General features: G+C 48.5%; 24 protein-coding genes. 18 read left to right on the top strand and 6 right to left on the bottom strand.

What is annotated here, in order from left to right; all coding sequences use genetic code 11:
• The coding region (locus Q0K92_RS07835; protein ID WP_297325253.1) for a WD40 repeat domain-containing protein at positions 1-549 on the top strand (549 nt) is incomplete at its 5' end.
• Between the two features lie 46 nt (positions 550-595).
• Here the strand turns inward: Q0K92_RS07835 and Q0K92_RS07840 are convergent.
• Positions 596-1,360, bottom strand: a complete 765-nt coding sequence (locus tag Q0K92_RS07840; protein ID WP_297325254.1) for a M90 family metallopeptidase — start codon at positions 1,358-1,360, stop codon at positions 596-598.
• A 274-nt stretch (positions 1,361-1,634) separates the two neighbouring features.
• Here Q0K92_RS07840 and cysK point away from each other — a divergent pair, with 274 nt between their 5' ends.
• From cysK to Q0K92_RS07855, 3 genes are read left to right on the top strand one after another with little or no spacing between them, the layout of a single operon-like run.
• Complete coding sequence (gene cysK / locus Q0K92_RS07845) at positions 1,635-2,615, top strand: cysteine synthase A (RefSeq protein ID WP_297325255.1); 981 nt, start codon at positions 1,635-1,637, stop codon at positions 2,613-2,615.
• Positions 2,616-2,659: 44 nt separating this feature from the next.
• The gene (gene epsC / locus Q0K92_RS07850; RefSeq protein ID WP_297325287.1) at positions 2,660-3,562 is read left to right on the top strand and encodes a serine O-acetyltransferase EpsC; all 903 of its coding nucleotides are present in this window, start codon (positions 2,660-2,662) and stop codon (positions 3,560-3,562) included.
• A 20-nt stretch (positions 3,563-3,582) separates the two neighbouring features.
• Positions 3,583-3,990, top strand: a complete 408-nt coding sequence (locus tag Q0K92_RS07855) for a heme-binding protein (protein WP_297325256.1) — start codon at positions 3,583-3,585, stop codon at positions 3,988-3,990.
• Between the two features lie 30 nt (positions 3,991-4,020).
• Here Q0K92_RS07855 and Q0K92_RS07860 read toward each other — a convergent pair whose 3' ends face one another.
• The 5 genes from Q0K92_RS07860 to cysB all read right to left on the bottom strand — a co-directional run bounded on the left by Q0K92_RS07860 (position 4,021) and on the right by cysB (position 7,694).
• Positions 4,021-4,515 carry a DUF2165 domain-containing protein gene (locus Q0K92_RS07860; protein WP_297325257.1) on the bottom strand — a complete coding sequence of 165 codons (495 nt, stop codon included), beginning with the start codon at positions 4,513-4,515 and terminating at the stop codon, positions 4,021-4,023.
• A 125-nt stretch (positions 4,516-4,640) separates the two neighbouring features.
• Positions 4,641-5,498, bottom strand: coding sequence for a Tim44-like domain-containing protein (locus Q0K92_RS07865; protein WP_297325288.1), 858 nt, complete (start codon positions 5,496-5,498; stop codon positions 4,641-4,643).
• Between the two features lie 132 nt (positions 5,499-5,630).
• On the bottom strand, positions 5,631-6,065 hold the full coding sequence (locus Q0K92_RS07870; RefSeq protein WP_297325258.1) for a DUF3293 domain-containing protein: 435 nt from the start codon (positions 6,063-6,065) through the stop codon (positions 5,631-5,633).
• Positions 6,066-6,121: 56 nt separating this feature from the next.
• Positions 6,122-6,685 carry a cytochrome c gene (locus tag Q0K92_RS07875; protein ID WP_297325259.1) on the bottom strand — a complete coding sequence of 188 codons (564 nt, stop codon included), beginning with the start codon at positions 6,683-6,685 and terminating at the stop codon, positions 6,122-6,124.
• A gap of 58 nt (positions 6,686-6,743) precedes the next feature.
• Entirely contained in the window at positions 6,744-7,694 is a 951-nt protein-coding gene (gene cysB / locus Q0K92_RS07880; protein WP_297325260.1) for an HTH-type transcriptional regulator CysB, read from the bottom strand.
• A 430-nt stretch (positions 7,695-8,124) separates the two neighbouring features.
• Here cysB and Q0K92_RS07885 point away from each other — a divergent pair, with 430 nt between their 5' ends.
• The 14 genes from Q0K92_RS07885 (at position 8,125) to Q0K92_RS07950 (ending at position 25,111) form a co-directional block, all read left to right on the top strand.
• Positions 8,125-8,355 carry a hypothetical protein gene (locus Q0K92_RS07885; protein ID WP_110339915.1) on the top strand — a complete coding sequence of 77 codons (231 nt, stop codon included), beginning with the start codon at positions 8,125-8,127 and terminating at the stop codon, positions 8,353-8,355.
• A gap of 68 nt (positions 8,356-8,423) precedes the next feature.
• The gene (locus tag Q0K92_RS07890; protein WP_297325261.1) at positions 8,424-10,166 is read left to right on the top strand and encodes a nitrite/sulfite reductase; all 1,743 of its coding nucleotides are present in this window, start codon (positions 8,424-8,426) and stop codon (positions 10,164-10,166) included.
• A 5-nt stretch (positions 10,167-10,171) separates the two neighbouring features.
• A complete protein-coding gene (locus tag Q0K92_RS07895; protein WP_297325289.1) occupies positions 10,172-10,699 on the top strand; it encodes a DUF934 domain-containing protein in 528 nt (175 codons plus the stop codon).
• Positions 10,696-11,394, top strand: coding sequence for a phosphoadenylyl-sulfate reductase (locus tag Q0K92_RS07900; protein ID WP_297325262.1), 699 nt, complete (start codon positions 10,696-10,698; stop codon positions 11,392-11,394). Before Q0K92_RS07895 ends, Q0K92_RS07900 begins: the two co-directional genes overlap by 4 nt.
• A gap of 86 nt (positions 11,395-11,480) precedes the next feature.
• Positions 11,481-12,386, top strand: coding sequence for a sulfate adenylyltransferase subunit CysD (gene cysD / locus Q0K92_RS07905; RefSeq protein WP_297325263.1), 906 nt, complete (start codon positions 11,481-11,483; stop codon positions 12,384-12,386).
• A gap of 118 nt (positions 12,387-12,504) precedes the next feature.
• On the top strand, positions 12,505-13,788 hold the full coding sequence (gene cysN / locus Q0K92_RS07910) for a sulfate adenylyltransferase subunit CysN (RefSeq protein WP_297325264.1): 1,284 nt from the start codon (positions 12,505-12,507) through the stop codon (positions 13,786-13,788).
• Positions 13,789-13,972: 184 nt separating this feature from the next.
• Entirely contained in the window at positions 13,973-14,395 is a 423-nt protein-coding gene (locus Q0K92_RS07915; RefSeq protein ID WP_297325265.1) for a response regulator, read from the top strand.
• 91 nt (positions 14,396-14,486) lie between these two features.
• Positions 14,487-15,692 (top strand): EAL domain-containing response regulator, encoded by a 1,206-nt coding sequence (locus tag Q0K92_RS07920; RefSeq protein WP_297325266.1) that lies wholly within the window; start codon positions 14,487-14,489, stop codon positions 15,690-15,692.
• Between the two features lie 132 nt (positions 15,693-15,824).
• Positions 15,825-19,331 (top strand): FAD-dependent oxidoreductase, encoded by a 3,507-nt coding sequence (locus Q0K92_RS07925; RefSeq protein ID WP_297325290.1) that lies wholly within the window; start codon positions 15,825-15,827, stop codon positions 19,329-19,331.
• A gap of 27 nt (positions 19,332-19,358) precedes the next feature.
• On the top strand, positions 19,359-19,895 hold the full coding sequence (locus tag Q0K92_RS07930) for a chemotaxis protein CheW (RefSeq protein ID WP_297325267.1): 537 nt from the start codon (positions 19,359-19,361) through the stop codon (positions 19,893-19,895).
• Positions 19,879-21,396 carry a CheR family methyltransferase gene (locus Q0K92_RS07935; RefSeq protein ID WP_297325268.1) on the top strand — a complete coding sequence of 506 codons (1,518 nt, stop codon included), beginning with the start codon at positions 19,879-19,881 and terminating at the stop codon, positions 21,394-21,396. The genes Q0K92_RS07930 and Q0K92_RS07935 overlap by 17 nt, the downstream gene beginning before the upstream one ends.
• Positions 21,397-21,416: 20 nt before the next feature.
• Positions 21,417-22,160: a ParA family protein gene (locus Q0K92_RS07940; protein WP_297325269.1), complete on the top strand. Its 744-nt coding sequence runs from the start codon at positions 21,417-21,419 to the stop codon at positions 22,158-22,160.
• Between the two features lie 2 nt (positions 22,161-22,162).
• Positions 22,163-22,924 (top strand): chemotaxis protein CheW, encoded by a 762-nt coding sequence (locus Q0K92_RS07945; RefSeq protein ID WP_297325270.1) that lies wholly within the window; start codon positions 22,163-22,165, stop codon positions 22,922-22,924.
• 45 nt (positions 22,925-22,969) lie between these two features.
• A complete protein-coding gene (locus Q0K92_RS07950; RefSeq protein ID WP_297325271.1) occupies positions 22,970-25,111 on the top strand; it encodes a PAS domain S-box protein in 2,142 nt (713 codons plus the stop codon).
• Positions 25,112-25,137: the final 26 nt, after the last annotated feature.

Here is a 25,137-nt window from a genome sequence, read left to right on the forward strand (position 1 = left end):
GTCAATTCAGCGGCATTCAGCATGGACGGCACGCGCGTGGTGACGGCATCCGATGATGGAGCGGCGCAGATATGGGATGCGCAAAGCGGACAAGCGCTGGGTGAAGCAATGCGGCATCAGGGTAAAGTCATCTCAGCGGGATTTAGCGCGGACGGCACGCGCGTGGTGACGGCATCTTGGGTTAAAACAGCGCGGATATGGGATGTATTGCCGGTGCTATCGGATCCGCATAATCTATTGGCAGAGCTGGCGGAAGCGGTAGCCGGGTTAAAACTCGGTGAATACGGTGCGATAGAAACCCTCGATGATCAAATCGAGCGGTTGAATCAATTGCGTCAGCGCACAGCCCATGTGCGATTAGGTGAGCCGACTGCAGAATCGTTTGTGCGTTGGTTTTTGTCCGATCCGTGGACGCGGACGATTTCACCACTGTCCAGAACGACTGTGCCGGAATATATTCAGCGAGAGATTGCTGCCGGGCGCCGTGAGCAAGTGGCGCGAGAATTCCCCGGTCATCCGTTGTTACTCCCGTCCGCTGACCTCAACTGAGTGTATTTGATAGCGAAACCGGTTGTGTACAACGCCGCGACTGGAACTACCGCCACCGCTGTGCCGGGTCCTGGCGGTAAAACAGCGCCAATTGTTCGTAAACAGAGGGAAAGTGCTGCTGGGTGATGAGCGGCAGTTCAAAAAATACTTCACTCAGCACCGCGAAGAACTCCGCCGGACTCTCCGCGGCATACGGATCGATGATGGTTTCTTGGCGTTTGTCGACCTGATGGCAGAATTGGGCATAGGCTTGGCTGAATACTTCGTGCCAGGTATAGGCACTCATGTTCGCATGCAATTCCGGGCAACCGTTGGCCCCTTCATGCAGCATGTCAATTTTATGCGCAAATTCATGAATGACTACGTTATGGCCGGACCGGGTGGCCGTATGGATTGTATCCTGCCAGGAAAGAATCACCGGCCCGGCAGACCATGCCTCGCCGGCTGCGATCCGATGGATATGATGCACAACGCCAAATTCATCCGCATAATCGTAATCCAGGATAAATTCGCCGGGATAGACAATAATCTCAACCCAGTTCCGGTAATAATCCAGATCAAGGTTGAGAATCAGAATGCAAGCCTGAAGCGCGATTGAGGCGCGCATTTCATCAGTAATTTCCAATTCATGTGCGCCGTTGATTTGTTTGTCGTGCAGAAACAAAGTTGCACATTCGCGCAAGCGCATCAGTTCATCAGGATTGAGTCCCTTCAGGCAGCGCATGCTGATGAGCTTTTGCCAGATGTAATCGGGAATTCCTTCTCGTTGAAGAATCTGGTTTCGGCGCCAATTTTTTATGCTCCATGACATGATGGTAATCTCCTGGAGGCGTTGTGGATCAAGAGGCCAATCGTTGATAACGATTGCTATGATAACTTGCTCTGCATAAAAATTTGCAATTTCGTTGATGCTGAATTAATGAAATAGCAGGCTATGCACTTTCCGCTTAGGAATGAATGCGCTATAGTGATTTCTTTATGTGGCTACTGTAATGCTGCGGTTATGTGGTGTTATGGTCGCTGGTTTTCTGATTAATAAAATGGTTGGTGCAGTTGAAATTTGCATCATAGAAAAAAGGAAATTCATGGCAAATTGGTTTGAAGATAATTCGTTGTCGGTTGGGCGCACGCCCTTAGTGCGTCTTAATCGGGTGACCGATGGTGCATCGGCGCTGGTTTTGGCAAAAATCGAGGGGCGTAACCCGGCGTACTCGGTGAAGTGCCGCATTGGTGTGGCGATGATCGATGATGCGCAACAGCGGGGATTGCTGGGGCCTGGAAAAGAGATTGTCGAGCCGACCAGTGGCAATACCGGTATTGCATTGGCTTTCGTGGCGGCAGCACGGGGGATTCCGCTGACTTTGACGATGCCGGAGACGATGAGTGTGGAGCGGCGTAAATTGCTGGTTGCATTGGGCGCCAAGCTGGAATTGACGGAAGGTGCGCGCGGCATGAATGGCGCTTTGGCCAAGGCGGAAGAAATTGTGGCTTCAGATCCGGACCGATATGTGCTGCTGCAGCAGTTCAAGAATCCGGCTAATCCGGCAATTCATGAAAAAACTACTGGGCCGGAAATATGGGATGATACCGATGGCGCCGTCGATATTTTTGTCGCAGGCGTGGGGACGGGCGGAACGATTACGGGCGTTTCCCGCTATATCAAACAAATCAAAGGTAAGGCAATTACCTCGGTGGCGGTTGAACCAACCGCCAGTCCGGTCATGTCGCAAAAGCGCGCGGGTACATCACTGGCGCCCGGGCCGCATAAGATTCAAGGCATTGGCGCGGGTTTTATACCGGATAATCTGGATCTTTCCTTGGTCGATGAGATCGAGCAGGTCAGTAATGAAGAGGCGATATTGTATGCGCGGCGGCTGGCGCGGGAAGAGGGAATTCTGGCCGGTATTTCCTGCGGCGCTGCGGTAGCGGCGGCGGTACGCCATGCCAAACGACCGGAGAATGCGGGAAAAACCATCGTGGTCATTTTGCCGGATTCCGCTGAGCGTTATCTGAGCAGCATTCTGTTTGAAGGCATGTTTGATGAACAGGGTTTGATTGCGCTGTGAACAATACCAAAAGAACGCGCGATACTTTACTGCGCACGACGCATCTGGATGTGGACAGTATTGTTACTGAATTACGCACTTTGCGCCTGGCGTCGCTGGAGCGCCGCAATCGGCATGATAATCCACCGCGGTTGCCGTCACGAAGGATTTTGGCAAGTGTTACGGAAGGTTTGTGTGCGGCCTTGTTTCCTAATCGATTAGGTTCGCCGGAATTGGCCGATGAGGGCATTGATCATTACGTGGGACATACGCTGAATATGACGCTGCGGGAGATGATGATGCAAATTCAACATGAATTGCATTATAACTCCGGCCTGGAAATCCTCAGTCATGAAGATCGCGAACAGTCAGCGGCGATTACGCAGGCATTTGCCAAACGGCTGCCGGAGGTTCGGAGCCTGCTGGAAAGTGACATTAAAGCGGCGTATGAAGGTGATCCGGCGGCGCGGAATGTCGATGAAGTGCTGGTTTGTTATCCCGGTATCATGGCGATTATGCATTACCGGCTGGCGCATGTGCTGCATGGGTTGGGGGTACCGTTAATCGCACGCATGATTTCGGAAATCGCCCATTCGCAAACGGGCGTGGAAATCCATCCGGGCGCGCAGATCGGCGGTAGTTTCTTTATCGATCATGGTACCGGCGTGGTGATTGGGGAAACTGCGATTATCGGTCAGAATGTTCGTCTGTATCAGGCGGTCACACTGGGTGCCAAGCGTTTTCCGGTGGATGAGAATGGCGCGCTGGTGAAGGGCAATTTGCGCCATCCGATTGTTGAGGATGATGTGGTGATCTATGCCGGTGCGACGATATTGGGGCGCATTACCATCGGCCGAGGATCGACGATTGGCGGCAATGTGTGGTTGACGCGCAGCGTGCCGCCGGGCAGCAATATTTCACAGGCGCAGATGCGCCATGAGGTGTTCGAAGGCGGCGCCGGGATTTAATTTATTTTTCAGAGGCGGTTATGACGGTTAACAAAATAATACTCACACTGGATGACGCCAAGAAGATGGCTGCCGCTGCAGAAGCGGAAGCCAAACGAAATGAATGGCAGGTTGTCATTGTGATCGTGGATGACGGCGGTCACTTACTGTACTTGCAGCGTCTTGATCATGCGCAATTCGGCAGTATCGATGTGGCGATTGAGAAAGCACGTGCTGCGATTGCTTTTCGCCGCCCGACTAAAATATGGGAAGAAAATATTGCGCAAGGACAACTGCGTTATTTGAATTTGCCGGGCACATTGCCTATCGAAGGAGGGTTGCCGATTGTTGTGAACGATCAATTTGTCGGCGCGATTGGTGTCAGTGGCGTGCGATCATTTCAGGATGCGCAGATTGCCCAAGCCGGGATCGATGCATTGTTGGCATAAGCTTCTGTAGTGCCTACGGATTGTGGCGCCTCATGGATGTTTCTCCTCGTCTGTCTGAGTCAGATAGACGAGAACGGCGCCGATAATCATCACTAAACGAAATGCAGCCTGTTGTCCGTTGGCAACTTCCGATTGCCACATCAGAAACCATTCACCACCGATCGTCATAAATCCTGTGAACCATAGCATAAAGCCCAGTGTTAATCCCAGGATTGCCAATCTTTTGGCTTGATTGAATGCTGTCGGGCGCTTGATGTTTTTAACTAGACGCCAGCCGCCTAATCCGCAAAGCCCCGCAATGACGATTTCAGTAACAATGATGAAGCCATAGATCAGATGATGCATAGCCGGGGATTCAATGGCGCGCCAAAGCCCTTGGTTACCCGGAAAGGTCGTATCCATCGTAAGGACGTGCTGGATGATGGCAAAATTTGAATCGTAATCGGTGATGTTATTGAACGCTACCAATGCAGCAAATAGCGCGATAGACCAGACCAGTACAACTTTTGATAATCTTGTATACATAGTGTTAGTGATCTGATGCGACTGAATCAATAAATAACTGCTGGAGATTAACAAACAAGCTGTATGGGTTGGAAAGTTTTGACGGTGCGTGGAATGTCCGGCCAGCGCGGCCGGACAGTTTATACCTAAGAAGCTTGCTGAATACCAGCCAACAACCAAGTGGCATTGGAATCTTTCAGATCTTTTTGTACGTGCCAGATTTCATCAAATTCTTCCGGTTCACCATTGGGTACATCGCGTAATTGGCCGGTGAAACGCACGCTGGCGATGGCCAGGTCTTGAGTGGTTTCTACTTCCAGCAGATTGGCATCAATGAACATGACTTCTGTTTTTTGCTGTGTATCGCCCCGTTCGTTAATCTGCGCGCTAATTTCCGCGAACATTTCTGGTGTGGTGTAGTCACGAATTTCCTCAACATTGCCATGATCATGCGCAGTCTGCAAGCGGATGAACGAAGCTTTCGCGTTGCGGATAAAGGGTTCCACTTTAAAATCTGCCGGAATATTCGGCTGGCGATAGGCTGTTCCGCTATCAGTTGTTGCAGCTTCTGCAGGCGCGGTGAATGGCGGCGTATTGAAGCGCTCTTGTGTATTTGTATTCATGCCCGAGTACTGCATGGCAGGCGTTGCTTCAGCCTTGGGTTTGCGCAGCATGCGGAAGATAAAGAATGCAGCGCCGATGAGTAGCGCCAGAATTACCATATCCATCATATTAATATTTTCAAACGCGCCGCCCATAAACAGCGCAGCCAGTAAACCGCCTGCTGCCAGACCCGCCAGTGCGCCGCCCCATTTGCTTCCGCCAGTGGGCGCTGCCTTAGGCGCTGCGGCAGTTGATTGTTGAGGACTCGGTGTAGCTTGCTGTTGGGATTGACGTTGCGTGCCGATATTTTTGCCGCCGCCTATGCGCTTTGCTTCTGCATCAAAAGCAAGCAATCCAAAACTGAAGATAGCCAAAGTCAGAAAGGTGAGTGTTTTTTTCATCATAATTGTCTCCCAAACTGTTGTTAAGGCATCGAGTATAACATCGGGTTTGCGTTGACAGCTATCATGAATTTTTCGATGTTGGATTCTGTATGATTTATTCTGTTGCAGCGAGTGCTTGATTGCTTGTTTTCAACGCAACAGGATCAAGCGGGGAATGGCATCGCTGCCGATCCATACCATCGCATTCTGATTAAATTGCTGTCCCAGTGATTTGGCAGTATCCACATCCAGCCCAGGCACGAAAAAGCTTTTTTCTGTCGGCCATATGTTGGTCGGATCAATATTCAGGCTTTCTATCATTGGGTAGGAATGGCGGTTCAGACAATGCTTAAGGGATTCGTGTGCGGCCGAATTTTGTTCATCGTTCTGAAGTTGGCTGCATGGATTGTATGCGCTGATAATTGCAGCGCAAGGTTGTTTGGATGCGATCAGAAATTTTGCGAGCGCTTCTGAGTATTGATCAATTTGCAGGAGAATTGCATCAGTGCCGGTGCCCATTTGGTAATGGGTACTGCGATAACTTGCGATAAGGTTTTGGGCGATAACCGATTGAGCCAAAGTCATTCGTGTTGATAACGGAAGATCAGACAATGAGGCCAGTTTGAGTCTCCGTTATTTGGCTAATGACTGTGTCCATGATCGCTGTCCTGATGATCATGTGCTTGATTCTTGGCTGAATTGACGAGATTCTCATATTGCTCGGGTGTCATCTGGCTCATTTTGAGGATAAAGGCCACCATCCCCCAAATCGCATTGTCATCATGACTCAGACCCCAGGCTGGCATGGCGGTCATTTTCAAGCCATTTTTTATCACCCAGAAATATTCTCTGGCATGCTCCAACCGCTTGGCGGGATCGTTGATCGGCTCACGTTGATGAAATATGGGCGCTTGTGGATACAAACCTATCGACAGCTCTGTTGGTTCCAAACCGGGAGCCAGATGGCAGATTGTGCACATGGCGCTATAGTGTTCGGCACCGCCAGCGAGCAATTCCTCGCCATCCAAAGCAGGTACTTGCAAATCTTTGGCCCGCGCTTCAATGGAACTATCACGTACCCATTCGATAATCTTTTCAGTGATACCCCAGTGTTTTTCCGTCGCCGCCATGTTGTAAGCGCCTGATCCAAGAGCGATGGTTGCCAATATGAGTGACGCCAATACTAGGCTGACGATTGTTTTCATTTTTTGACCTCATAGAAAGGTTTATACAGCATCATAGTACTTTCAATTCCCGAGGGAATCAATTTGCATTTTCTGAGTCGCTGTATCGACCGCTTTCCAGCTTAGCCTGGATACTGGCATGATTGAGATGTGGTGCAAACATTTCGATAAAATCGAAGATGTAGCCACGGATATAATTGTTGCGACTGATGCCGATGCGTGTTGTGCTGGGTTCAAACAGATGGCTGGCGTCTATGGATCTGAGATTTTTGTCGCGTTTGGCGTCAAAAGCCATGTTGGCCAATATGCCTACACCCAATCCTAATTCTACGTAAGTTTTAATCACGTCGGAGTCGATCGCGGTCAGTACCACATTCGGTTCCAGTCCGCGGTCTGCAAACGCCTGATTGATTTTTGAGCGACCGGTAAAAGCAAAGTCGTAAGTGATGATGGGATATTGATTAATGGCTTCCAGCGTGAGTTTTTTTAACTTCAGGAGCGGGTGTTTGGGCGGCACAATGACGCATCGGTTCCATTGATAACAGGGCAACATGATCAGCTCATGAAATTGCTCAATGGCTTCGGTGGCAATCGCAATATCCGCTTCGCCTGAGGTGACTAATGCAGAGATCTGCATCGGACTGCCTTGCCGCAGGATGAGTTTGATTTTTGGGTAACGTGCGGTAAAACGTTTGATCACGGGCGGTAATGAATAGCGCGCTTGGGTATGTGTGGTGGCGATAGTGAGTGTGCCGCCCGCTTCATTGGTAAATTCCTGCGCAATTTTTTTTAGGTTGTCGGCATCGCGAAGCATTCGGGTGGCGGTTTTTATGATCAGTTGCCCGGGTGGGGTGATCTGCACGATACGTTTGCCATTGCGCAAAAAGATATCGACACCGAGTTCGTCTTCAAGCAGCTGAATTTGCTTGCTGATAGCCGGTTGAGAAGTGTGCAGTTTGATTGCCGCCTTGGATAAGTTCATGTTCTGGTTGGCGGTTTCGCACAAATAGCGAAGTTGCTGTAGTTTCATAAATCACATCTGCTCATAATAAATAGTTATATAAATCTAACATAATAGTATTTTGAATTATAGAGATGCATTGTTATCATGCGATAAGTCAAAATGGGTAAAAATGAGATGCAAGATTTATTCTGGCAAGTTTCTATTGGGTTGGTTTCCTTGTTTATGTCAGTTCGTGTCGACCACTTGTGTTCGGAATGGCGTGTTCGATTCATCTGTCATTCATGCGTATAAGACAATCACGGGTTAGTTTTTTGGTAGAATACTCAATTGTTATAAATTGCTATCGTTTGTTCGTAGCAGTAGCGCAATAAAATTTAAGGCGACGGCAAGAAGTTGTTTTGTTCAGTATGTCAGGATGATAAGTGGCTGGAATAGTGGGTTGCTGATTCATTGACAGGCTTCGGCAATTTCCCATTAATGAAACAAGGATTGATTGATGAGTACAAATATTGAGAATAAGCCCAAACAAGTCACATGGTTTAATGGGTGTGGTGGACGTATCGGCATTGTGGTGGGTGAGAGCGGTGAACATGCCTATATTGGTATGGCGTTAAGGCATGATGAAGATGATGATGTGAACCATATTATGAAATATGGTGCCAAATTTCCATTGGATGCAGCGCTATTGTTGCCTGTCTCCAAGCAGTATACCCAGACGGAATCCTAGAAATCCCATTGAATTGACTGTGCGTGCCTTATTGAGCATCTTTGAACGAATATGCGGGGAAATTAACAATGTATCGCTATGATGAATATGATCAGCAAATAGTGAATGAACGCGTCGAGCAGTATCGTGATCAAGTGCGTCGGCGTCTTTCCGGTGAACTGACGGAAGAAGAATTTTTGCCTTTACGGCTGCAAAATGGCTTGTATATGCAAATACATGGCTACATGCTGCGTATTGCAGTGCCTTACGGCTTCATATCTTCAAGACAGATACGCATGTTTGCCCACATTGCACGTAAATATGATCGTGGTTACGGGCATTTCACGACACGCCAGAATATCCAGTTTAATTGGCTCAAACTGGAAGATACGCCTGATATTCTGACCGATCTCGCTTCTGTCGAAATGCATGCCATCCAGACTTCCGGCAATTGTGTGCGCAATATTACCTCGGACGAATATGCCGGGGTTGCGCAAGATGAAGTCGTTGATCCGCGCCCTTATGCTGAGATTCTGCGCCAATGGAGCACTTTTCATCCGGAATTTGCTTACTTGCCGCGCAAATTCAAAATTGCCATCAGCGGTGGAAAAGAAGACCGTGCTGCGATCTATGCGCACGATATCGGCTTGTCGGTGACTAAAAATGCGCAGGGTGAAGTGGGCTTCCGTGTGCTGGTGGGTGGAGGATTGGGGCGCACACCTGTCATCGGCAGTGAGATTTGTGAGTTTGTGCCGTGGCAGCATATTTTGACGTATGTCGAATCCATTCTGCGGATCTATAATCAATATGGTCGCCGGGATAATAAATATAAAGCACGCATCAAGATTCTGGTAAAAGCGCTGGGAATTGATGAATTCAAACGTCAGGTTGAAGCGGATTGGGCGGATCTCAAGGATGGTCCCGGTACTTTAACTGCCGAGGAAGTCGATCGTGTTGCCTCGTTCTTTACTGATCCGGCTTATGAAACACTGACGGATCATGATTCCGCGTTGAATGAATTCAAAGCGGATAGTCGCTCATTTTCCAACTGGATGTTGCGTAACGTCAAGCCGCACCGTGTTCCCGGTTACGCAATCGTCGTTTTGTCGTTGAAGAAGCCGGGCACTGTTCCTGGCGATGCCACGGCTGAACAGATGGAAGCAATCGCAGATCTGGCGGATCGCTACAGCTTTGGTGAATTACGCATCACGCATCAACAGAATCTGGTGTTGGCGGATGTGCGGCAGAAGGATCTGATTCGTTTGTGGCAAGAAGCGACAGCCTACGAGCTGACAGCGCCCAATATCGGGTTGTTGACCGATATCATCAGCTGTCCCGGTGCGGAATTCTGCACGTTGGCCAATGCGCGCTCCATACCGCTGGCAAAGTTGATCGCCGAGCGTTTTGAGAGTCTGGATTTTCAGCACGATATCGGTGAGATAACACTGAATATCTCGGGGTGTGTCAATGCGTGCGGGCAGCATCATATCGGCAATATCGGCATTACCGGTGTTGAAAAGAAAGATCATGATGAGTGGTATCAGGTGTCGCTTGGTGGCGCTGAGGGTAACAACAGCTCGATTGGCAAGATTATCGGTCCATCCTTTACATTTAACCAGGTGCCGGAGGTGATTGACCGCCTGCTGCAGGTTTATCTGCGTGAACGTATGGAAGCTGAGCGTTTTATTGATACGGTGCGCCGCATTGGCCATGGGCCTTTTAAAGAGTATGTGTATGCGACGGAATTTGCGGTTGAGGAAGAAGAAATTGCCGACAAGCATGTGGTGGTGCCTGCGGAATATTCAGTGCCCTATTATTCTCCAAGGTTTTAAGTGTGATGATTATAAAAAATAAAGCAATCGTTGCGGATGACTGGGTTGTGCTGCGTTTAAGCGAGCAGGAATCAGCAGACAATGTGACGGTTCCGGCGGGCAAAGTGATTGTGCCATTGCAAGTTTGGTTGCAGCAGCGCGATGCATTACAACAACGTGATGACATAGGCGTGTGGCTCGCCAGCGCTGAACGTCCGGAGGATTTGAAAGACGATGTGCACAAACTTTCCGTGATTGCGGTTGATTTTCCGAAATTCTCGGATGGCCGGGGTTATTCCATTGCCTATAATCTGCGCGCGCGTCTGGGTTATACCGGAGAATTGCGGGCGATCGGCGATGTCTTGCGCGATCAATTATTTTATATGCAGCGCGTCGGATTTGACGCCTTTGCGCCGCGTCCGGATCGTAACATTGAGGATGCGTTAAAAGGATTGAGTGATTTTTCCGAGGTGTATCAAACTTCTTTTAATCAGAAACTGCCATTATTTCGTCGAGTACAGCGCAAGGGAAATCCGGCTGCAGACATGACATGAGTGCGCTGCAACAAAAAGTTGAACAGGTCGTTGCGGTGTTGACTGAAACCGTGCGTGATCATGCACCGGTTACGTTTGCCAACAGTCTGGGGGCTGAAGATATGGTGTTGACAGACATCATTGACCGATATCATCTTGCGATTGATATGTTTAGCCTCGATACCGGGCGCTTGCCGCAAGAAACCTATGATTTGATGCAGACAGTGCGGGAACGGTACAAGACGCCGCTACGCATCTATTTTCCTAATGTAAAACAGGTTGAAGCGTATGTCACCGAGCATGGCGTGAATGGCTTCTATGAAAGCATCGAATTGCGCAAGTCATGCTGCCATATCCGGAAAGTGGAGCCGTTGCGCCGCGCTTTACAGGGTAAGCGCGCGTGGGTGACGGGAATACGGCACGAACAGGGATCTACCCGGCTGGACTTGAGAGTGTCTGCCTATGATATGGGCAATCGTATGCAAAAGGTTAATCCGCTGCTGGAATGGTCAAATGCGGAAGTCTGGGAATACCTGAAACAATATGAAGTGCCCTATAACAAGCTGCATGACAAGTTTTATCCGAGTATCGGATGTGCACCCTGCACCCGTGCGATTACACCCGGAGAGGATATCCGCTCCGGCCGTTGGTGGTGGGAAGCGCCGGAAAACAAGGAATGTGGATTGCATACTGGCAAAGTGATTCCATTAAAATAGGTGCAATTGGTCGCAGTATTACGCGTAGTTTTTTGCGGGCAGCCTGTGCGCAGGGTGCTTAATTTTTGTAGGTTGAGAGAAAGAAAATGAGTAACCACCCCTTTACCCATCTGGACGCGCTGGAAAGTGAAGCGATCCATATTATGCGCGAAGTTGCGGCGGAATGTGCTAATCCTGTTCTGCTGTTCTCCGGTGGTAAGGATTCCATTGTTTTGTTGCGTTTGGCTGAAAAGGCGTTTCGTCCCGGACGTTTTCCATTTCCATTGATGCATATCGATACGGAACACAACTTTCCCGAGGTGATCGCGTTTCGCGATCGGCGTGTCAAGGAACTGGGCGAACGACTGATTGTGCGCAGCATGGAGGATTCGATTAAAAAAGGCAGAGTGGTGCTACGCTCGGAGAATCAGAGCCGCAATGCTTTTCAGTCGGTGACGCTATTGGATGCCATTGCGGAATTCAAATTCGACGCGTGTATCGGTGGTGCGCGCCGGGATGAGGAAAAAGCGCGTGCCAAAGAACGAATTTTTTCTTTCCGCGATGAATTCGGCCAGTGGGATCCCAAAAATCAGCGCCCGGAATTATGGGATATTTATAATACCCGCACGCATCCTGGCGAGAATATCCGGGTGTTTCCGATCAGTAACTGGACCGAATTGGACGTTTGGGAATATATCGCACGCGAAAAACTGGAAGTGCCGCAAATCTATTTTGCCCATACGCGTGACGTGATCCGGCGTGCAGCCGGTTTGTTACCTGTTTCGCAGTTGGTGCAACCGCAGGCGGGTGAGAAAATTGAGCACATTACCGTGCGCTTTCGCACCGTGGGCGATATGAGTTGTACCTGTCCGGTGGAGTCCGATGCAGCCAGTATCGATGAAATCATTGCTGAGACAGCGATGACGCGCATTACTGAACGTGGCGCTACGCGCATGGATGATCAAACGTCGGAAGCGTCGATGGAATTGCGCAAGAAAGAAGGATATTTCTAGCATTGACGTATCAGTGGCGGTTTTGACTGAAAAATACCGCATTCTTGGGCATATCAATCAATTTTTAATCATTTATTTCTATATTCTGTGGTAACACGAATTTCCAGAAGGTTTCCAAATGTCGATCATTGAAAAAATTTCGTTTGATCAAGCCGGGTTATTGCGCTTTATTACTGCCGGGAGTGTGGATGACGGTAAAAGCACTCTGATTGGCCGTTTATTGCATGACTCAAAGTCTATTTTTGAAGATCAACTTACGTCGATTTCCAATACCACGCGCAAGCGCGGTATGGAGGGTGTGGATCTATCACTGCTCACCGACGGATTGCAAGCCGAGCGTGAGCAAGGCATAACCATTGATGTGGCCTACCGGTATTTCGCTACGCCCAAGCGCAAATTTATTATTGCCGATACGCCGGGGCATGAACAATATACACGCAATATGGTCACCGGCGCGTCAACGGCCAATCTGGCGATTATTCTGATTGATGCGCGCAAGGGCGTGCTGACGCAATCGCGCCGTCATGCCTATCTGGCAAGTTTGGTGGGAATTCCGCATCTGGTGGTGGCCGTTAATAAGATGGATCTGGTGGATTACGCGCAACCAGTCTTTGAGAAGATTTGTCAGGATTTCGCTGCGTTTGCGGAGAAACTCAAGTTGCGCAATATTACCTATATTCCGATGTCGGCACTCAATGGGGATATGGTGGTTGAACGCGGTGATCATCTGAGCTGGTATCAAGGCTCTACACTGATGGATCTATTAGAAAGCGTATCGATCGAAGACGATATCAATCGTGACGATTTCCGTTTCCCTGTGCAATGGGTGTGCCGACCACAAACTAAGGAGTTGCATGATTTTCGCGGTTATATGGGACGTATCGAATCGGGTTCAATACGTGTCGGTGACAACGTCACGTTGCTGCCATCCGGATTGACTTCGCGCATCAAAGAAATTTTGGTTTACGAGGGGGCCATTGACGAAGCTTCCGCCCCACAATCGGTCACACTGACGATTGAAGATCACATAGACATTTCACGTGGTGATATGCTGGTGAAAGCGGGCGATGCACCGCAGGTTATTAAAGCATTTGACGCGATGTTATGCTGGCTCTCCGAGCAACCGCTGGATCCCGGCCGGAAGTATCTGATCAAACAGTCTACCCGCATGGTGAAAGCCGTCATCAGCCGGATTGATTATCGTGTCGATGTCAATACCATGGACCATGAAACAGTGAATACTTTGAAAATGAACGATATCGCGCATATTGGACTGAAAGTGCAAGCGCCGCTGGTTTGTGACGATTATGAACGCAATCGTGCCACCGGATGTTTTATCGTCATCGATGAAAGCAGTAATAATACGGTTGCGGCCGGGATGATTGCAGCGGCTAAGGAATAGGCAGGCATCCAGGCGTAGCGGAATAGGTGAGTTTGATGTGATAAGTATGCATGTTGGGTCTGTTTCCGGCACCGTAGTGGCAACACAGATCGTTTTGCGCCTGCGGGGGGTGCCGGCCACATGCAACGAGTGAACTTGCGAGAAGAATCTGTTGTGATTTATTGCGTACGGGATTGCAAGTATAGTGGAAACAGTTAATCATGCAAATTTGAAAGTGAATTTGATGCGCAATGATCGGGAGCTTACAGGATTTGCTATTTTGGTGGTCGAGGACAATGAGCTGAATCAGCAAGTTATCAAGGAGATACTGGAATATTCAGGTGCCACTGTAGCCATTGCAGAACATGGAAAAGAAGCGCTGGACCTTCTGAGCAAGGAATCATTTAATTGTGTGTTAATGGATATTCAAATGCCCATCATGGATGGTCTGGAAGCTACGCAAATGATTCGAATCAATGCGCATTGGTCGGATTTGCCGATTATTGCGTTAACAGCCAATGCGGATCAACACCATAGGGATTTGTGTCAACATGTTGGTATGAGTGATTTTTTAGCCAAACCGATTAATCCCGACTTACTGATTAATACACTTCTGAAATGGCTCTGATAGTAAAAGAATACGTGCTGTAGTGATTTATTGAATGCTCCTGGACGAATTATTAGTAGTTGTTAAGTAAGCGCTTAACTAAATTCTTCGGATGGATAAAAAGAAAAATATACGTGTGTTAGTACTTGATGATGACAAATTTATGCTTGAATTTGTCAGTCATTTGCTTAGAGAATTGGGAGTCAATGAAGTGCTGGTTGCAGAAGATGGTGCCGCTGGTTTGTTTGCACTGTCTGCTCAAATAGAAGTTGTTGATTTGTTGATCTGTGATATTGAAATGCCAGGAATGGATGGCATTGAGTTTTTGCGTCATATTGCTGATCAGAAATATAGTGGAAAAGTTGTATTATTTTCAGGTGTTGACGCGGATTTGCTCAAAGCAATAGAGCGTTTAGCCATTGTACGTGGGTTGAATGTCATTGGCACATTGACTAAGCCGGTGACCATGGGTTCTTTGACAGCGATATTGGAGAAACTGAGTTTACCGATTCAAAAAACTGCTGACTCTTCCCAGATAAGACAAATGTTTGATGTGGAGGAGATCCGACAGGCTTTGATGGCTGATCAGATCACGCTATTTTTTCAACCCAAAATTTCCGCTTCCAGCCGTCGCGTTACCAGTGTCGAGTGTTTGGCACGGTGGCATCACGCGAGATATGGCTATATTTCTCCTGATAATTTCATTTCCATTATCGAGCAAAATGGCTTGATCAATGATTTTACACGCAATGTTCTGAAGAAATCCGTGCAGCAGTTGGATATCTGGCTACAGAACGGATTGGATTTGAAAATTTCTGTGAATGTTTCCATGGCAAACCTGGATCGCTTTAATTTGCCGGAGATTTATCAGGAAGCGGTGCAGGATTCCAATGTGCCGATTGAGCGGGTCACGTTGGAAATTACCGAGGGTAAGCTGGGGAAGGATTTTGCACAAAGTCTGGATATTCTGACGCGTATTCGGCTTAAAGGTTTTGGGTTGTCCATTGATGATTTCGGTACCGGCTATGCGTCCATGGAAACGCTTAAATATATGCCTTTTACAGAACTCAAAATAGACCGGATTTTTGCACATAACGCTACGCAAGATCTGGCGACTCGTGTAATTCTTGAGTCGAGTATAAAATTAGGCAAAGCTTTTGGCTTGAATGTGGTGGTAGAAGGGATTGAAACCCAGGCTGATTGCGAATTGGTTGCAGAACTGGGGTGCGATGAAATACAAGGATATTTTATTGCAAAACCCATGCTGGCCGATGAATTTGCCCGGTGGCTATGTGATTATGAGAAGAATAGGGAATAACAGGAAATAACGGTTTTAACATTATCACCCAACTAATATAGTACGTTTAGGTTAAGTGATTACACGGATAATAGAATAAAATAATTGATTATGACAAACTCAGATGCAGCGTTAAGCACTCAGCAGGAAACAATGACAGCTTTATCGAATTTTAATTTTGGTTTTACGATTGCCGATCTTTATCAGCGCAGCGGCTTGGTCAGGCTCGATCAGATATTTATGGATTTTCTCCGTACCGGCGATGAAGTGCTGTATAAAAGGCTGGAGCATGCACGTGCGCATCCTGATGAATTGCTACCCAAAGATGATTCCGCGTTATTGATCGACATCGCACCTTGGCTGGAAGATTTTATTGCCCGGCTATTCAACATTGAGAATGAAGTGCAACAGTTGGCCGCAAAGCATCATGAACTGGCACCGCTGTATTTCTGTAAGCGGCAATTTGTGCAGCGTCGGGCGAAGAGTAAGGTCAGTGATGCAGAACTGGCTGGAATCGATGGTTTGGCGCTGGAGAAAGAACTGACAGCAGAATTTGGTGAGCCCTTCTCAGAATTGGTTTTTGCCACGAAGGTGATGCAGTGGATGGAAGCGGAAGCAGACAATGAGTCGCGGCTGAACAAGGCACTGCATTATGCTGCCTGGGCGCTGAGAACGCCGGCTGGACAGCGACATACGCACCAGGGAATTTTATTCAAATCGCCTGCCAAACTCGATTTTCAGCATCTGTTGTCGCTGGAGACGGATGAATCAAGAGGATATCCGTTACATCGGCTTGGACATCTGCGTGAACGCAACGGTTTTGCGCTGACCGATCAAGGCACTGATCTGATGGGCGCGCTGGATGAGGCCAATTACTGCATCTGGTGTCATGAACAGGGTAAAGATTCGTGTTCAAAAGGTTTGATACAAAAATCCAAGTTGCCGGATGAGCCGCCTACCTTCAAGAAAAGTGAACTGGGTGCGTTGTTGGCAGGTTGTCCGTTGGAAGAGCGTATTTCCGAATTTCACAAACTCAAGACGCAAGGCGTTGCAGTCGGCAGTCTGGCGATGATTACGCTGGATAATCCGATGTGCGCCGGCACCGGTCATCGCATTTGTAACGACTGCATGAAATCCTGTATTTATCAAAAGCAGGAGCCTGTGGATATTCCTCAAGCCGAGACGCGGACGCTGAAGGATGTGCTGGCGCTGCCATGGGGATATGAGATTTATAGCCTGCTGACGCGCTGGAATCCATTGAATCTGCGTCGACCGGTGCCGAAACCGGCATCCGGTCGCAAGGTTCTGGTGGTGGGCATGGGACCGGCCGGCTATACACTGGCGCATCATTTGATGAACGAAGGCCACACGGTGGTGGGAATTGATGGGCTGAAGATCGAACCCTTGCCGGAAGAAATTTCGGGGGTTAATCAACAAGGCGAGCGCGTACCATTTAAAGCGATTCAACACGCCAGTACACTGGAAGAAAATCTGGATCAGCGCATGCCTTGGGGTTTTGGTGGCGTGGCAGAGTACGGGATTACGGTGCGTTGGAACAAAAACTTTTTGAAGCTGATCCGCCTGCTACTGGAACGCAGAGAAGAATTCGCTTTGTTTGGCGGCGTGCGTTTTGGCGGCACATTGACGACCGATGATGCGTTTGCCATGGGATTTGACCATGTGGCTCTGGCTGCCGGTGCCGGACGTCCTACCGTGCTGGATTTGCCGAACGGGTTGGCGCGTGGTGTGCGTGCAGCATCTGATTTTCTGATGGCATTGCAATTAACCGGTGCTGCGCAGAGTGATTCCATTGCCAATATGCAGCTACGCTTGCCGGTGGTGGTGATTGGTGGCGGTTTGACGGCGATCGATACGGCTACCGAAGCCCTGGCTTATTATCCGGTACAGGTGGAAAAATTTTTGCAGCGCTATGAAATTCTGACGGCTGTGCAAGGAGAAGCTGCCGTTCGTGAGGCCTGGGATGCGGAAGAAAAAGACATCGCTGATGATTTTCTCAACCATGCGCGAGCCATCCGTGCAGAGCGTCAGGTTGCTGAACGGGAAGGACGTGCGCCGCGTATCATTAAACTGTTGCAATCCTGGGGCGGCGCAACGATTGCCTATCGGAAACGCCTGGCAGATAGCCCTTCTTATACGCTGAATCATGAAGAAGTGGAAAAAGCGCTGGAAGAGGGGATCTGGTTCGCTGAGGGTATGACGCCGGTGCGGGTCAATGTGGATGCATGGGGACATACGCAATCGGTGCAATTTGCGGTGCAAAAACAGGATGAGACCGGGCAGTGGCAAAATGCCGGCGAAGTTGAATTGCCGACGCGTGCTTTGCTGGTTGCTGCAGGAACTCAGCCCAACACGGTGCTGGCGCGAGAAGATGAGAAGTTATTTAAACTCAACGGCCGTTATTTTGCGGCTTGCGATGAAGCAGGTAATCCGGTGCAGCCACCGTATGCCAATCCCAAACCTGAAACGCCGATGGTATTGCTGAGCCGCTACAAGGATGATCAGGATGGGCGTTTCATCAGTTTCTTCGGTGATTTGCACCCGTCGTATTCGGGTAACGTGGTAAAAGCGATGTCCAGCGCCAAGCAGGGTTACCCCGTTGTGAGCCGTGTGCTGGAGCGCGTCAAGCCGGTCTTGGATCAGTCAGCGCAGCAATTTTTTGCGGGACTGAATAATCAACTGCGGCCAACGGTTTACAAAGTGGAAAGACTGGCACCCAATATCATCGAAGTGGTGGTGCATGCGCCAACGGCAGCTGAGCATTTTCAACCGGGTCAGTTTTATCGGTTTCAGAATTATGCCACCCTGGCGACCATTGCCGGAGATACTCGGTTGGCGATGGAAGGCTTGGCACTGACAGGTGCGTCGGTGGATATTGAACGTGGATTGGTTTCACTCATTGTGTTGGAAATGGGCGGATCTTCCAATCTGTGTGCGATGCTGAAACCGGGAGAGCCGGTTGTGCTGATGGGCCCCACCGGCACGCCGACTGAGATTCCATCCGGTCAAACCGTGGTGCTGGTAGGTGGCGGTTTAGGTAATGCGGTACTGTTCTCTATTGGTGCGGCTGCGCGTGCGGCCGGGTCAAAAGTGCTGTATTTTGCCGGCTATAAAAAAATGGTGGATCGCTATAAGGTAGCCGAGATTGAAGCCGCGGCGGATATCGTTGTGTGGTGCTGTGACGAATCCCCGGGTTTTACAGCCACACGTCCGCAGGATAAAAGTTATGTGGGTAATATCGTGCAGGCCATGGTGGCTTATGCCAGTGGTGAATTGGGCGAGCAGCCAGTGGCGTTGGCGGATGCCGATCATATTATTGCCATCGGGTCAGATCGCATGATGGCCGCAGTCGGCGTGGCGCGTCATAATCAGCTGAAGTCATATTTGAAAGCCGATCATTTCGCCATCGGCTCGATTAATTCTCCCATGCAATGCATGATGAAGGAAATTTGCGCGCAGTGCTTGCAACCGCATCAGGATCCGGAAACCGGAAAAATCACGTATGTGTTTTCGTGTTTTAATCAGGATCAACCACTGGATCAAGTGGATTTTTCCGGATTGGCAACACGCTTACGTCAGAATACGGTACAGGAGAAGCTGACGAATCAATGGATCGGACGTTGTTTGAACAGCGTGGAGTAGAGAATCCGAGCCCGGTGAGAAGCGGTGATGGATAATCAGTCGATAGAGCACGCTGCAGCGGCGGTATCTGAAAGTGACCGGGATATTCCGGATGCAATACTTCAAGTCATTCGTATACGGGCACAGGATACGCACTATGCGATCGCACTTAGGTATGTTGAGTGTGTTTTACCCTTGATGGAGTTACAACCAGTACCCGGTGGTGCAAATTATCTGGCTGGTTTGATGAATTATCATGGCAAGAGCCTTGCGGTTGTTGATCTGGGCATGTGGCTCGGGTTAAAGTCTCCCGCAATGTATCACCTGAATACGCCGCTGGTCGTATGTGGCGACAGATGTGCCCAAATAGCCCTGGTTGTGGATGAAGTGATGCAGATTGAAAGGGTGCAACCCAGTGCCATCCATATGCAAGGATTATTCAAGGAAGGTGGCGCACCGTTTGAAGCTTCCTTGAGCTTGAATGCAGGAATAGCTTTGTTGCTGGATATGCCGCGCATTTTAAATATCAATTTCACACGAACGGATTCTGTGTCCTCGCAAGTAGCGCATGCGTTCGGAAGCTGAGTTTACTGCGCATCATCCAGTGAGTTTTCTCTCGGCGAGTGAAGAATCCTTATATCATCTGATTATCCACCGAACTGGCATTGTGTTGCGGGATTATCAAATGCCGGTGCTGCGTAGTGCGCTTGCAGAAGCTTGCACTTACTTTGGTTATAAAGATACCAAAGTGTTGTTGCAGCAACTGAGACGAAATAACAATCCATCGCTGGAACTTGAGTTCTTACTGATCAGAATAACGATTGGGGAAAGTTATTTTTTTCGTCATACCGAACAAATGTCGCTGCTCCGTGATGAATTGCTGCCTAAGTTGATCGCCCGCAAACGACTGCATGAGGATTATTCGTTACGCGTGTGGAGCGCGGGCTGTGCAAGTGGTCAGGAAATTTACAGTGTGGTTATCATGCTGCATGAGATGCTGCCGGATATCCAGCGCTGGAAGTTACAATTCCTGGCGACCGATATTAATCGGGAAGTGCTGACGGATGCCGTGCAGGGGCGCTACAAGTTGTGGTCGTTGCGCGCAACACCTGAATCCATCATGCAAAAGTATTTTGCGAAAGATTCTGGGGATTATCAGTTGCGCAGTGATATTTGCCAGCAGGTAAAGTTCGCTTATCTGAATTTGGCGGAAGATATTTTTCCTGCGATGCATACAGACACCCATGCAACCGATATCATTTTGTGTCGCAATGTTTTTATTTACCTGGAACCGAACATGATACGGCGTATCATGAGTCGGTTTGCACAATGTCTGGTGCCGGGTGGCTTGTTATTTTTAGGCCCCGCTGATTTTACGGATGTGCCGGATGATCTTGAGTATATCCAACATGACGCGACCTCCCATTTCCGGCGTAAATCAGACGCTCAGCCTGAGTTACCAGCATTAGCAGAGAATAATGCCGATACGATCGTTTCACCGGTGATCATCAGGGAACTGAGCAACGTAGAAAAAATACCACCGAAATCAGTGTGTAAGAGCAAGAAGAGTTTTGGGGATATTGCCCTCATTCAGGATCTTTTGCGCACTGAGCGTTGGTATGATGCGCTGCTAGTCATTGATGAGATGATTAAGCTGCATGGAAAATCTGCTGAATTATTGCAGGCTAAATCCAAGGCGCTGGCCAACCTGGGGCACGTGTCCGAAGCATTGCAAACCTGTGAGGGAAGTCTTACACTCAATCCGACTGAGAAACTTACTTATTTGTTGCAGGGCACGATTCTTATCGAGAGCGGGCAATTTTTCGATGCTGAAAGTGCTTTCCGTAAGGCGATTTTTTTGGACCATGCATTCTCTGAGGCACACTATCAGTTAGGATTGTTGCTGATACATCAGGGGAATCGGAAGGCGGGCTTAAAATGTTTGGCGCATGCACTGACGCATGCAAAGCGCGCATCCCCGCAACGTGAAGTGCACAATGCACCAGGGATGACTTATGCACGCTTTGTTGAAATTATTCAGGATGAGATGAGTATTTATGCCAATACGATATCTAATGGGCGGTAACTGTGTAGGCAAGCAATTCAGTGAAGTGGCCTGATATGCCGGTAACGCACCAAGAATCAGGCGTCGAATCCAAGATCATTGGTGTCGTGCAGTTAAAAGGAGGTGCCGGGCGTTCGACTGTGGCGACCAATCTTGCGGCGGCATTATCACAGCGATCGGCGGTTGCATTGATTGATTGCGATTTGCCCCAGGGTACCAGTGCTGCGTGGGGATTGATTAGAGAACAGAATGATCGGCTGGGTAATCTGTTGGTCACTACTGCATTAGATCACCACGAACTGGTTGCTAAAGCCAGAGAGCTCAGTCAAACGCAAGCGTTTATTATCGTTGACGGACCACCGCGCGTCGCGGAGATAACCCGGGCCATTCTGGTTATGAGCGATCTCTGTTTATTGCCGCTTGGAGCGAGCGCTGCGGAAATCTGGGCACTGTCTGATTTACATACGACAATTGACGAAGCACGGCGGAATCATCATCGAGTGGGTGCGCATATCCTCTGGAATCGTTATCGCAAGCAAACCCGTTCGGCTAAGGAGCTCAGTGATGCCGTACAAGACGAACTGGCGTTACCGCAACTGCGTTCTCATCTGAGTTTTCGCGTGGCTTATAGCGATGTGCTGGCAAGAGGTTTGTGGGTGGGTGAATGGCATGATCGGGCAGCCAGGGATGAAATCAATGCATTAGCTGCGGAAGTGGTGGAATTATTAGGTGTGCGATCACTTACCGATCTGCAAAAGACTACATCGAGCAAATGGGATGATTAGTAATGGCGGCTAAGAAACCGGAACAGGGCAAACGGGCGAATACTAAGCATATCGCTGCCAGCATCAGCAAACCGGTTTTGCCAACATCAAGCAAATTAGACCGGGCGCTTGATTTTGCAGAAACGCAGTTGCCGCTGCAAACGCCTGCCGGTGAGCAGATGACAACAGTGTTGTCAGTACCTCCACAACAACCGGCTATCGGTACGATGATCACTGATCATGTTCAGTCTAAAATCAGCGCATGGTCATTGATGCCCCAATCCGATGAAGCGCAGCAGATCATGCGCGCACGTGCGAAAATTTTTTCGCGGCAGGCGCAACAGCAGACACGCGAAGTCAGTGAACAATATATACGTTTCAGGTTGGGTAAAGCGGCTTTGTATGGCGTGCCTTACGCGAGTATGAAAGAGATTCTGCCGGCTACCAAAGTGTCTCGCGTACCTTGTACGCCTTTGTTTATTGCCGGTATCGTCAATTATCGCGGGGAATTACTCACGGTTCTTGATTTAAGGGAAATTTTTCATATTCAACATGATGAGCAGCAAGAGAAATGCTGGATTATTGTCGTGGGGGAGGGCAAGTTGAAAGTTGGATTGATAGCGGATGGAATTGATGATAACGATGAATTTGCACCGGCTTATTTGGCACCGTCACTGGATGATAATGAATTAATACGCGGTATTCATCAAGGCAAAGTGGTGATACTGAATGTCGGTGCAATCTTTACCAATCCGGCATTGAGTATTGACGAAGCAATGAATTAAACCGTTATTTCTGGTTTGGTATGTAATGTTTTGAGGGATTCGGGAATGAAACATAGGACTGATACAAAAGCAACAGACGAAGCACTTGCTGATTATCAAAGTCAGGTTGAAGCGCTGAATAGATTGCACTGCATTATCGAATTAAATCTCGACGGTACGATCATCACGGCTAATTCCAATTTTCTGGAATTGCTGGGCTATGCGCTGAAAGAGATCGCAGGCAAGCATCATCATGTTTTTCTCGATTCAATTTATGCTGACAGTACCGAATATCAGGATATCTGGAAAGCTGCACAGCGGGCGGATGGTGCCGCGGGAGATTGCAAGTGGATGAGTAAAAAAGGCAGCGAAGTCTGGCTGCAAGTTTCTTATAACTTAATTCACGATAAAAATGCCAAACCGCTCAGGATCATGCTGTTAGGCAGAGATATTACGGACAGCAAAATAAAATCCCTGGCGAAAGAGGCTGAGCACGAGGTACTTACTAATATTGTGAACATGACCAGCATTATTTCCTACGCGGATCTGAGAGGACACATTACCGACATCAATGAGAAGTTTGTGCAGGTTTCCAAATACAGCCGGGAAGAATTGATTGGCAGTCCGCACAATATCACCCGTCATCCGGACATGCCGAAAGCTACTTTCAAGGAAGTGTGGAACACGATTGGTCATGGAAAAATTTTTCGCGGCATGATTAAAAATCGGGCAAAGGACGGAACTCCTTATTATGTCGATGCAGTGATTGCCCCTATTCTTGGGAGTAATGGTAAACCCAAGCGGTACATGGGCGTCCGTTATGATATTACTGAACAGGAGATTGAACGCCAGAATATGAAAGGCATACTGGCTGCTATTGATGCTTCTTATAACTATATTGAATTTGATCCGAATGGCATCATCCTGACGATTAATGAAAATTTTCTGCAGCTACTGGGGTATCAAAGAGAGGAAGTGATTGGTAAGCATCAACGCATATTTGAGGATCCGAGTTATGCAAAAACTTCTGACTATGGCCAGTTCTGGACGGATCTGGGAAATGGTCAGGATAAAAATGACGTATTTAAGAGAATTACAAAATCAGGTGATGAAATCTGGATACAGGCAATCTATTCGCCGGTCAAGAATGAAATGGGGCGAGTGGTTAAAGTGGTCAAGATTTCAACAGATATTACCCAACAGGTGAAAGACAACATCGAATATAAAAATCGCGTCAAAAGGTACAGTGAGTTTATCAGCAAAGTGGCCAAGGGTGATTTGCGTCAACGCATTGATGCAGACGGTAATAATGAACTTAGTGTGATTGGCGGTAATTTAAATGCAATGGTTGAAAGCCTGACGAATATTACCCATCAAATGGGCGAGGCGAACAGTACTTTGCTAATCGCTTTAGAGCAAATACAGTCTACCGTCAATGCGCAAGCAGCTGGTGCTTCTCAGCAAGCTGCTGCAGTTAGTGAGATTACAGTGACGCTGGAAGAGGTGCGTTCAACTTCTGCACAAAATCTGGTCAAGACAAAACAGTTGGGTGAAGTCGCGGAGCGCGTGCGGCGAGAAGGTGTACAAGGGCAGCAGATATTGGAACAGGCGGTAGCCGGCATGGAAGTGATTCGTGAGCGCGTGGAAAATATTGCCCATACTATTTTGGCATTATCGGAACAGACACAGCAGATTGGTGAAATAACCAATGTGGTATCCAATATTGCCCAGCAATCCAAGATGCTGGCACTGAATGCATCCATTGAAGCGGCTAAGGCCGGTGAAGCAGGCAAGGGATTTGCCGTGGTTGCTGCAGAAGTGAAAGAACTGGCCATACAATCGCAGCAATCGACGGCACAGGTGCAAAAAATACTGCAAGATATCCGGCGTGCGACGGATCGTGCCGTGATGGCGACAGAAGAAGGTAACAAGCGGGTCGATGCCGGTGTCGTACTGGTTGAAAAAAGTGGTGAAATGATGAAGCAGTTGAGTGAAGTGATTGATGAAACAGTGCGTGCCAGTAAACAGATTGTTGCGGCGGTACAGCAAGAGGTGATCGGTATTGATCAGGTTTCCACATCCATGAATGAAATCAACAAGGTGACCTCGCAGTTTGTATCCAGCACGCAACAGACCAAGGAAGCAGCAACCAATATGGGCAAGGTGGCCGGAAGATTGAGAGAATGTGTCAGTATTTACAAAACATAGCCTGCTAGTGGATGTATCACGAACTC

The organism is Nitrosomonas sp., from assembly GCF_024282095.1.
GTDB lineage: Bacteria > Pseudomonadota > Gammaproteobacteria > Burkholderiales > Nitrosomonadaceae > Nitrosomonas.

Bases quoted from the DNA above. Each gene is read 5' to 3' on its own strand.
- Q0K92_RS07840 (WP_297325254.1), bottom strand. From the start codon at position 1,360: ATGTCATGGAGCATAAAAAATTGGCGCCGAAACCAGATTCTTCAACGA.
- cysK (WP_297325255.1), top strand. From the start codon at position 1,635: ATGGCAAATTGGTTTGAAGATAATTCGTTGTCGGTTGGGCGCACGCCC.
- Q0K92_RS07855 (WP_297325256.1), top strand. From the start codon at position 3,583: ATGACGGTTAACAAAATAATACTCACACTGGATGACGCCAAGAAGATG.
- Q0K92_RS07860 (WP_297325257.1), bottom strand. From the start codon at position 4,515: ATGTATACAAGATTATCAAAAGTTGTACTGGTCTGGTCTATCGCGCTA.
- Q0K92_RS07865 (WP_297325288.1), bottom strand. From the start codon at position 5,498: ATGAAAAAAACACTCACCTTTCTGACTTTGGCTATCTTCAGTTTTGGA.
- Q0K92_RS07870 (WP_297325258.1), bottom strand. From the start codon at position 6,065: ATGACTTTGGCTCAATCGGTTATCGCCCAAAACCTTATCGCAAGTTAT.
- Q0K92_RS07875 (WP_297325259.1), bottom strand. From the start codon at position 6,685: ATGAAAACAATCGTCAGCCTAGTATTGGCGTCACTCATATTGGCAACC.
- cysB (WP_297325260.1), bottom strand. From the start codon at position 7,694: ATGAAACTACAGCAACTTCGCTATTTGTGCGAAACCGCCAACCAGAAC.
- Q0K92_RS07885 (WP_110339915.1), top strand. From the start codon at position 8,125: ATGAGTACAAATATTGAGAATAAGCCCAAACAAGTCACATGGTTTAAT.
- Q0K92_RS07890 (WP_297325261.1), top strand. From the start codon at position 8,424: ATGTATCGCTATGATGAATATGATCAGCAAATAGTGAATGAACGCGTC.
- Q0K92_RS07895 (WP_297325289.1), top strand. From the start codon at position 10,172: ATGATTATAAAAAATAAAGCAATCGTTGCGGATGACTGGGTTGTGCTG.
- Q0K92_RS07900 (WP_297325262.1), top strand. From the start codon at position 10,696: ATGAGTGCGCTGCAACAAAAAGTTGAACAGGTCGTTGCGGTGTTGACT.
- cysD (WP_297325263.1), top strand. From the start codon at position 11,481: ATGAGTAACCACCCCTTTACCCATCTGGACGCGCTGGAAAGTGAAGCG.
- cysN (WP_297325264.1), top strand. From the start codon at position 12,505: ATGTCGATCATTGAAAAAATTTCGTTTGATCAAGCCGGGTTATTGCGC.
- Q0K92_RS07920 (WP_297325266.1), top strand. From the start codon at position 14,487: ATGGATAAAAAGAAAAATATACGTGTGTTAGTACTTGATGATGACAAA.
- Q0K92_RS07925 (WP_297325290.1), top strand. From the start codon at position 15,825: ATGACAGCTTTATCGAATTTTAATTTTGGTTTTACGATTGCCGATCTT.
- Q0K92_RS07930 (WP_297325267.1), top strand. From the start codon at position 19,359: ATGGATAATCAGTCGATAGAGCACGCTGCAGCGGCGGTATCTGAAAGT.
- Q0K92_RS07935 (WP_297325268.1), top strand. From the start codon at position 19,879: ATGCGTTCGGAAGCTGAGTTTACTGCGCATCATCCAGTGAGTTTTCTC.
- Q0K92_RS07945 (WP_297325270.1), top strand. From the start codon at position 22,163: ATGGCGGCTAAGAAACCGGAACAGGGCAAACGGGCGAATACTAAGCAT.
- Q0K92_RS07950 (WP_297325271.1), top strand. From the start codon at position 22,970: ATGAAACATAGGACTGATACAAAAGCAACAGACGAAGCACTTGCTGAT.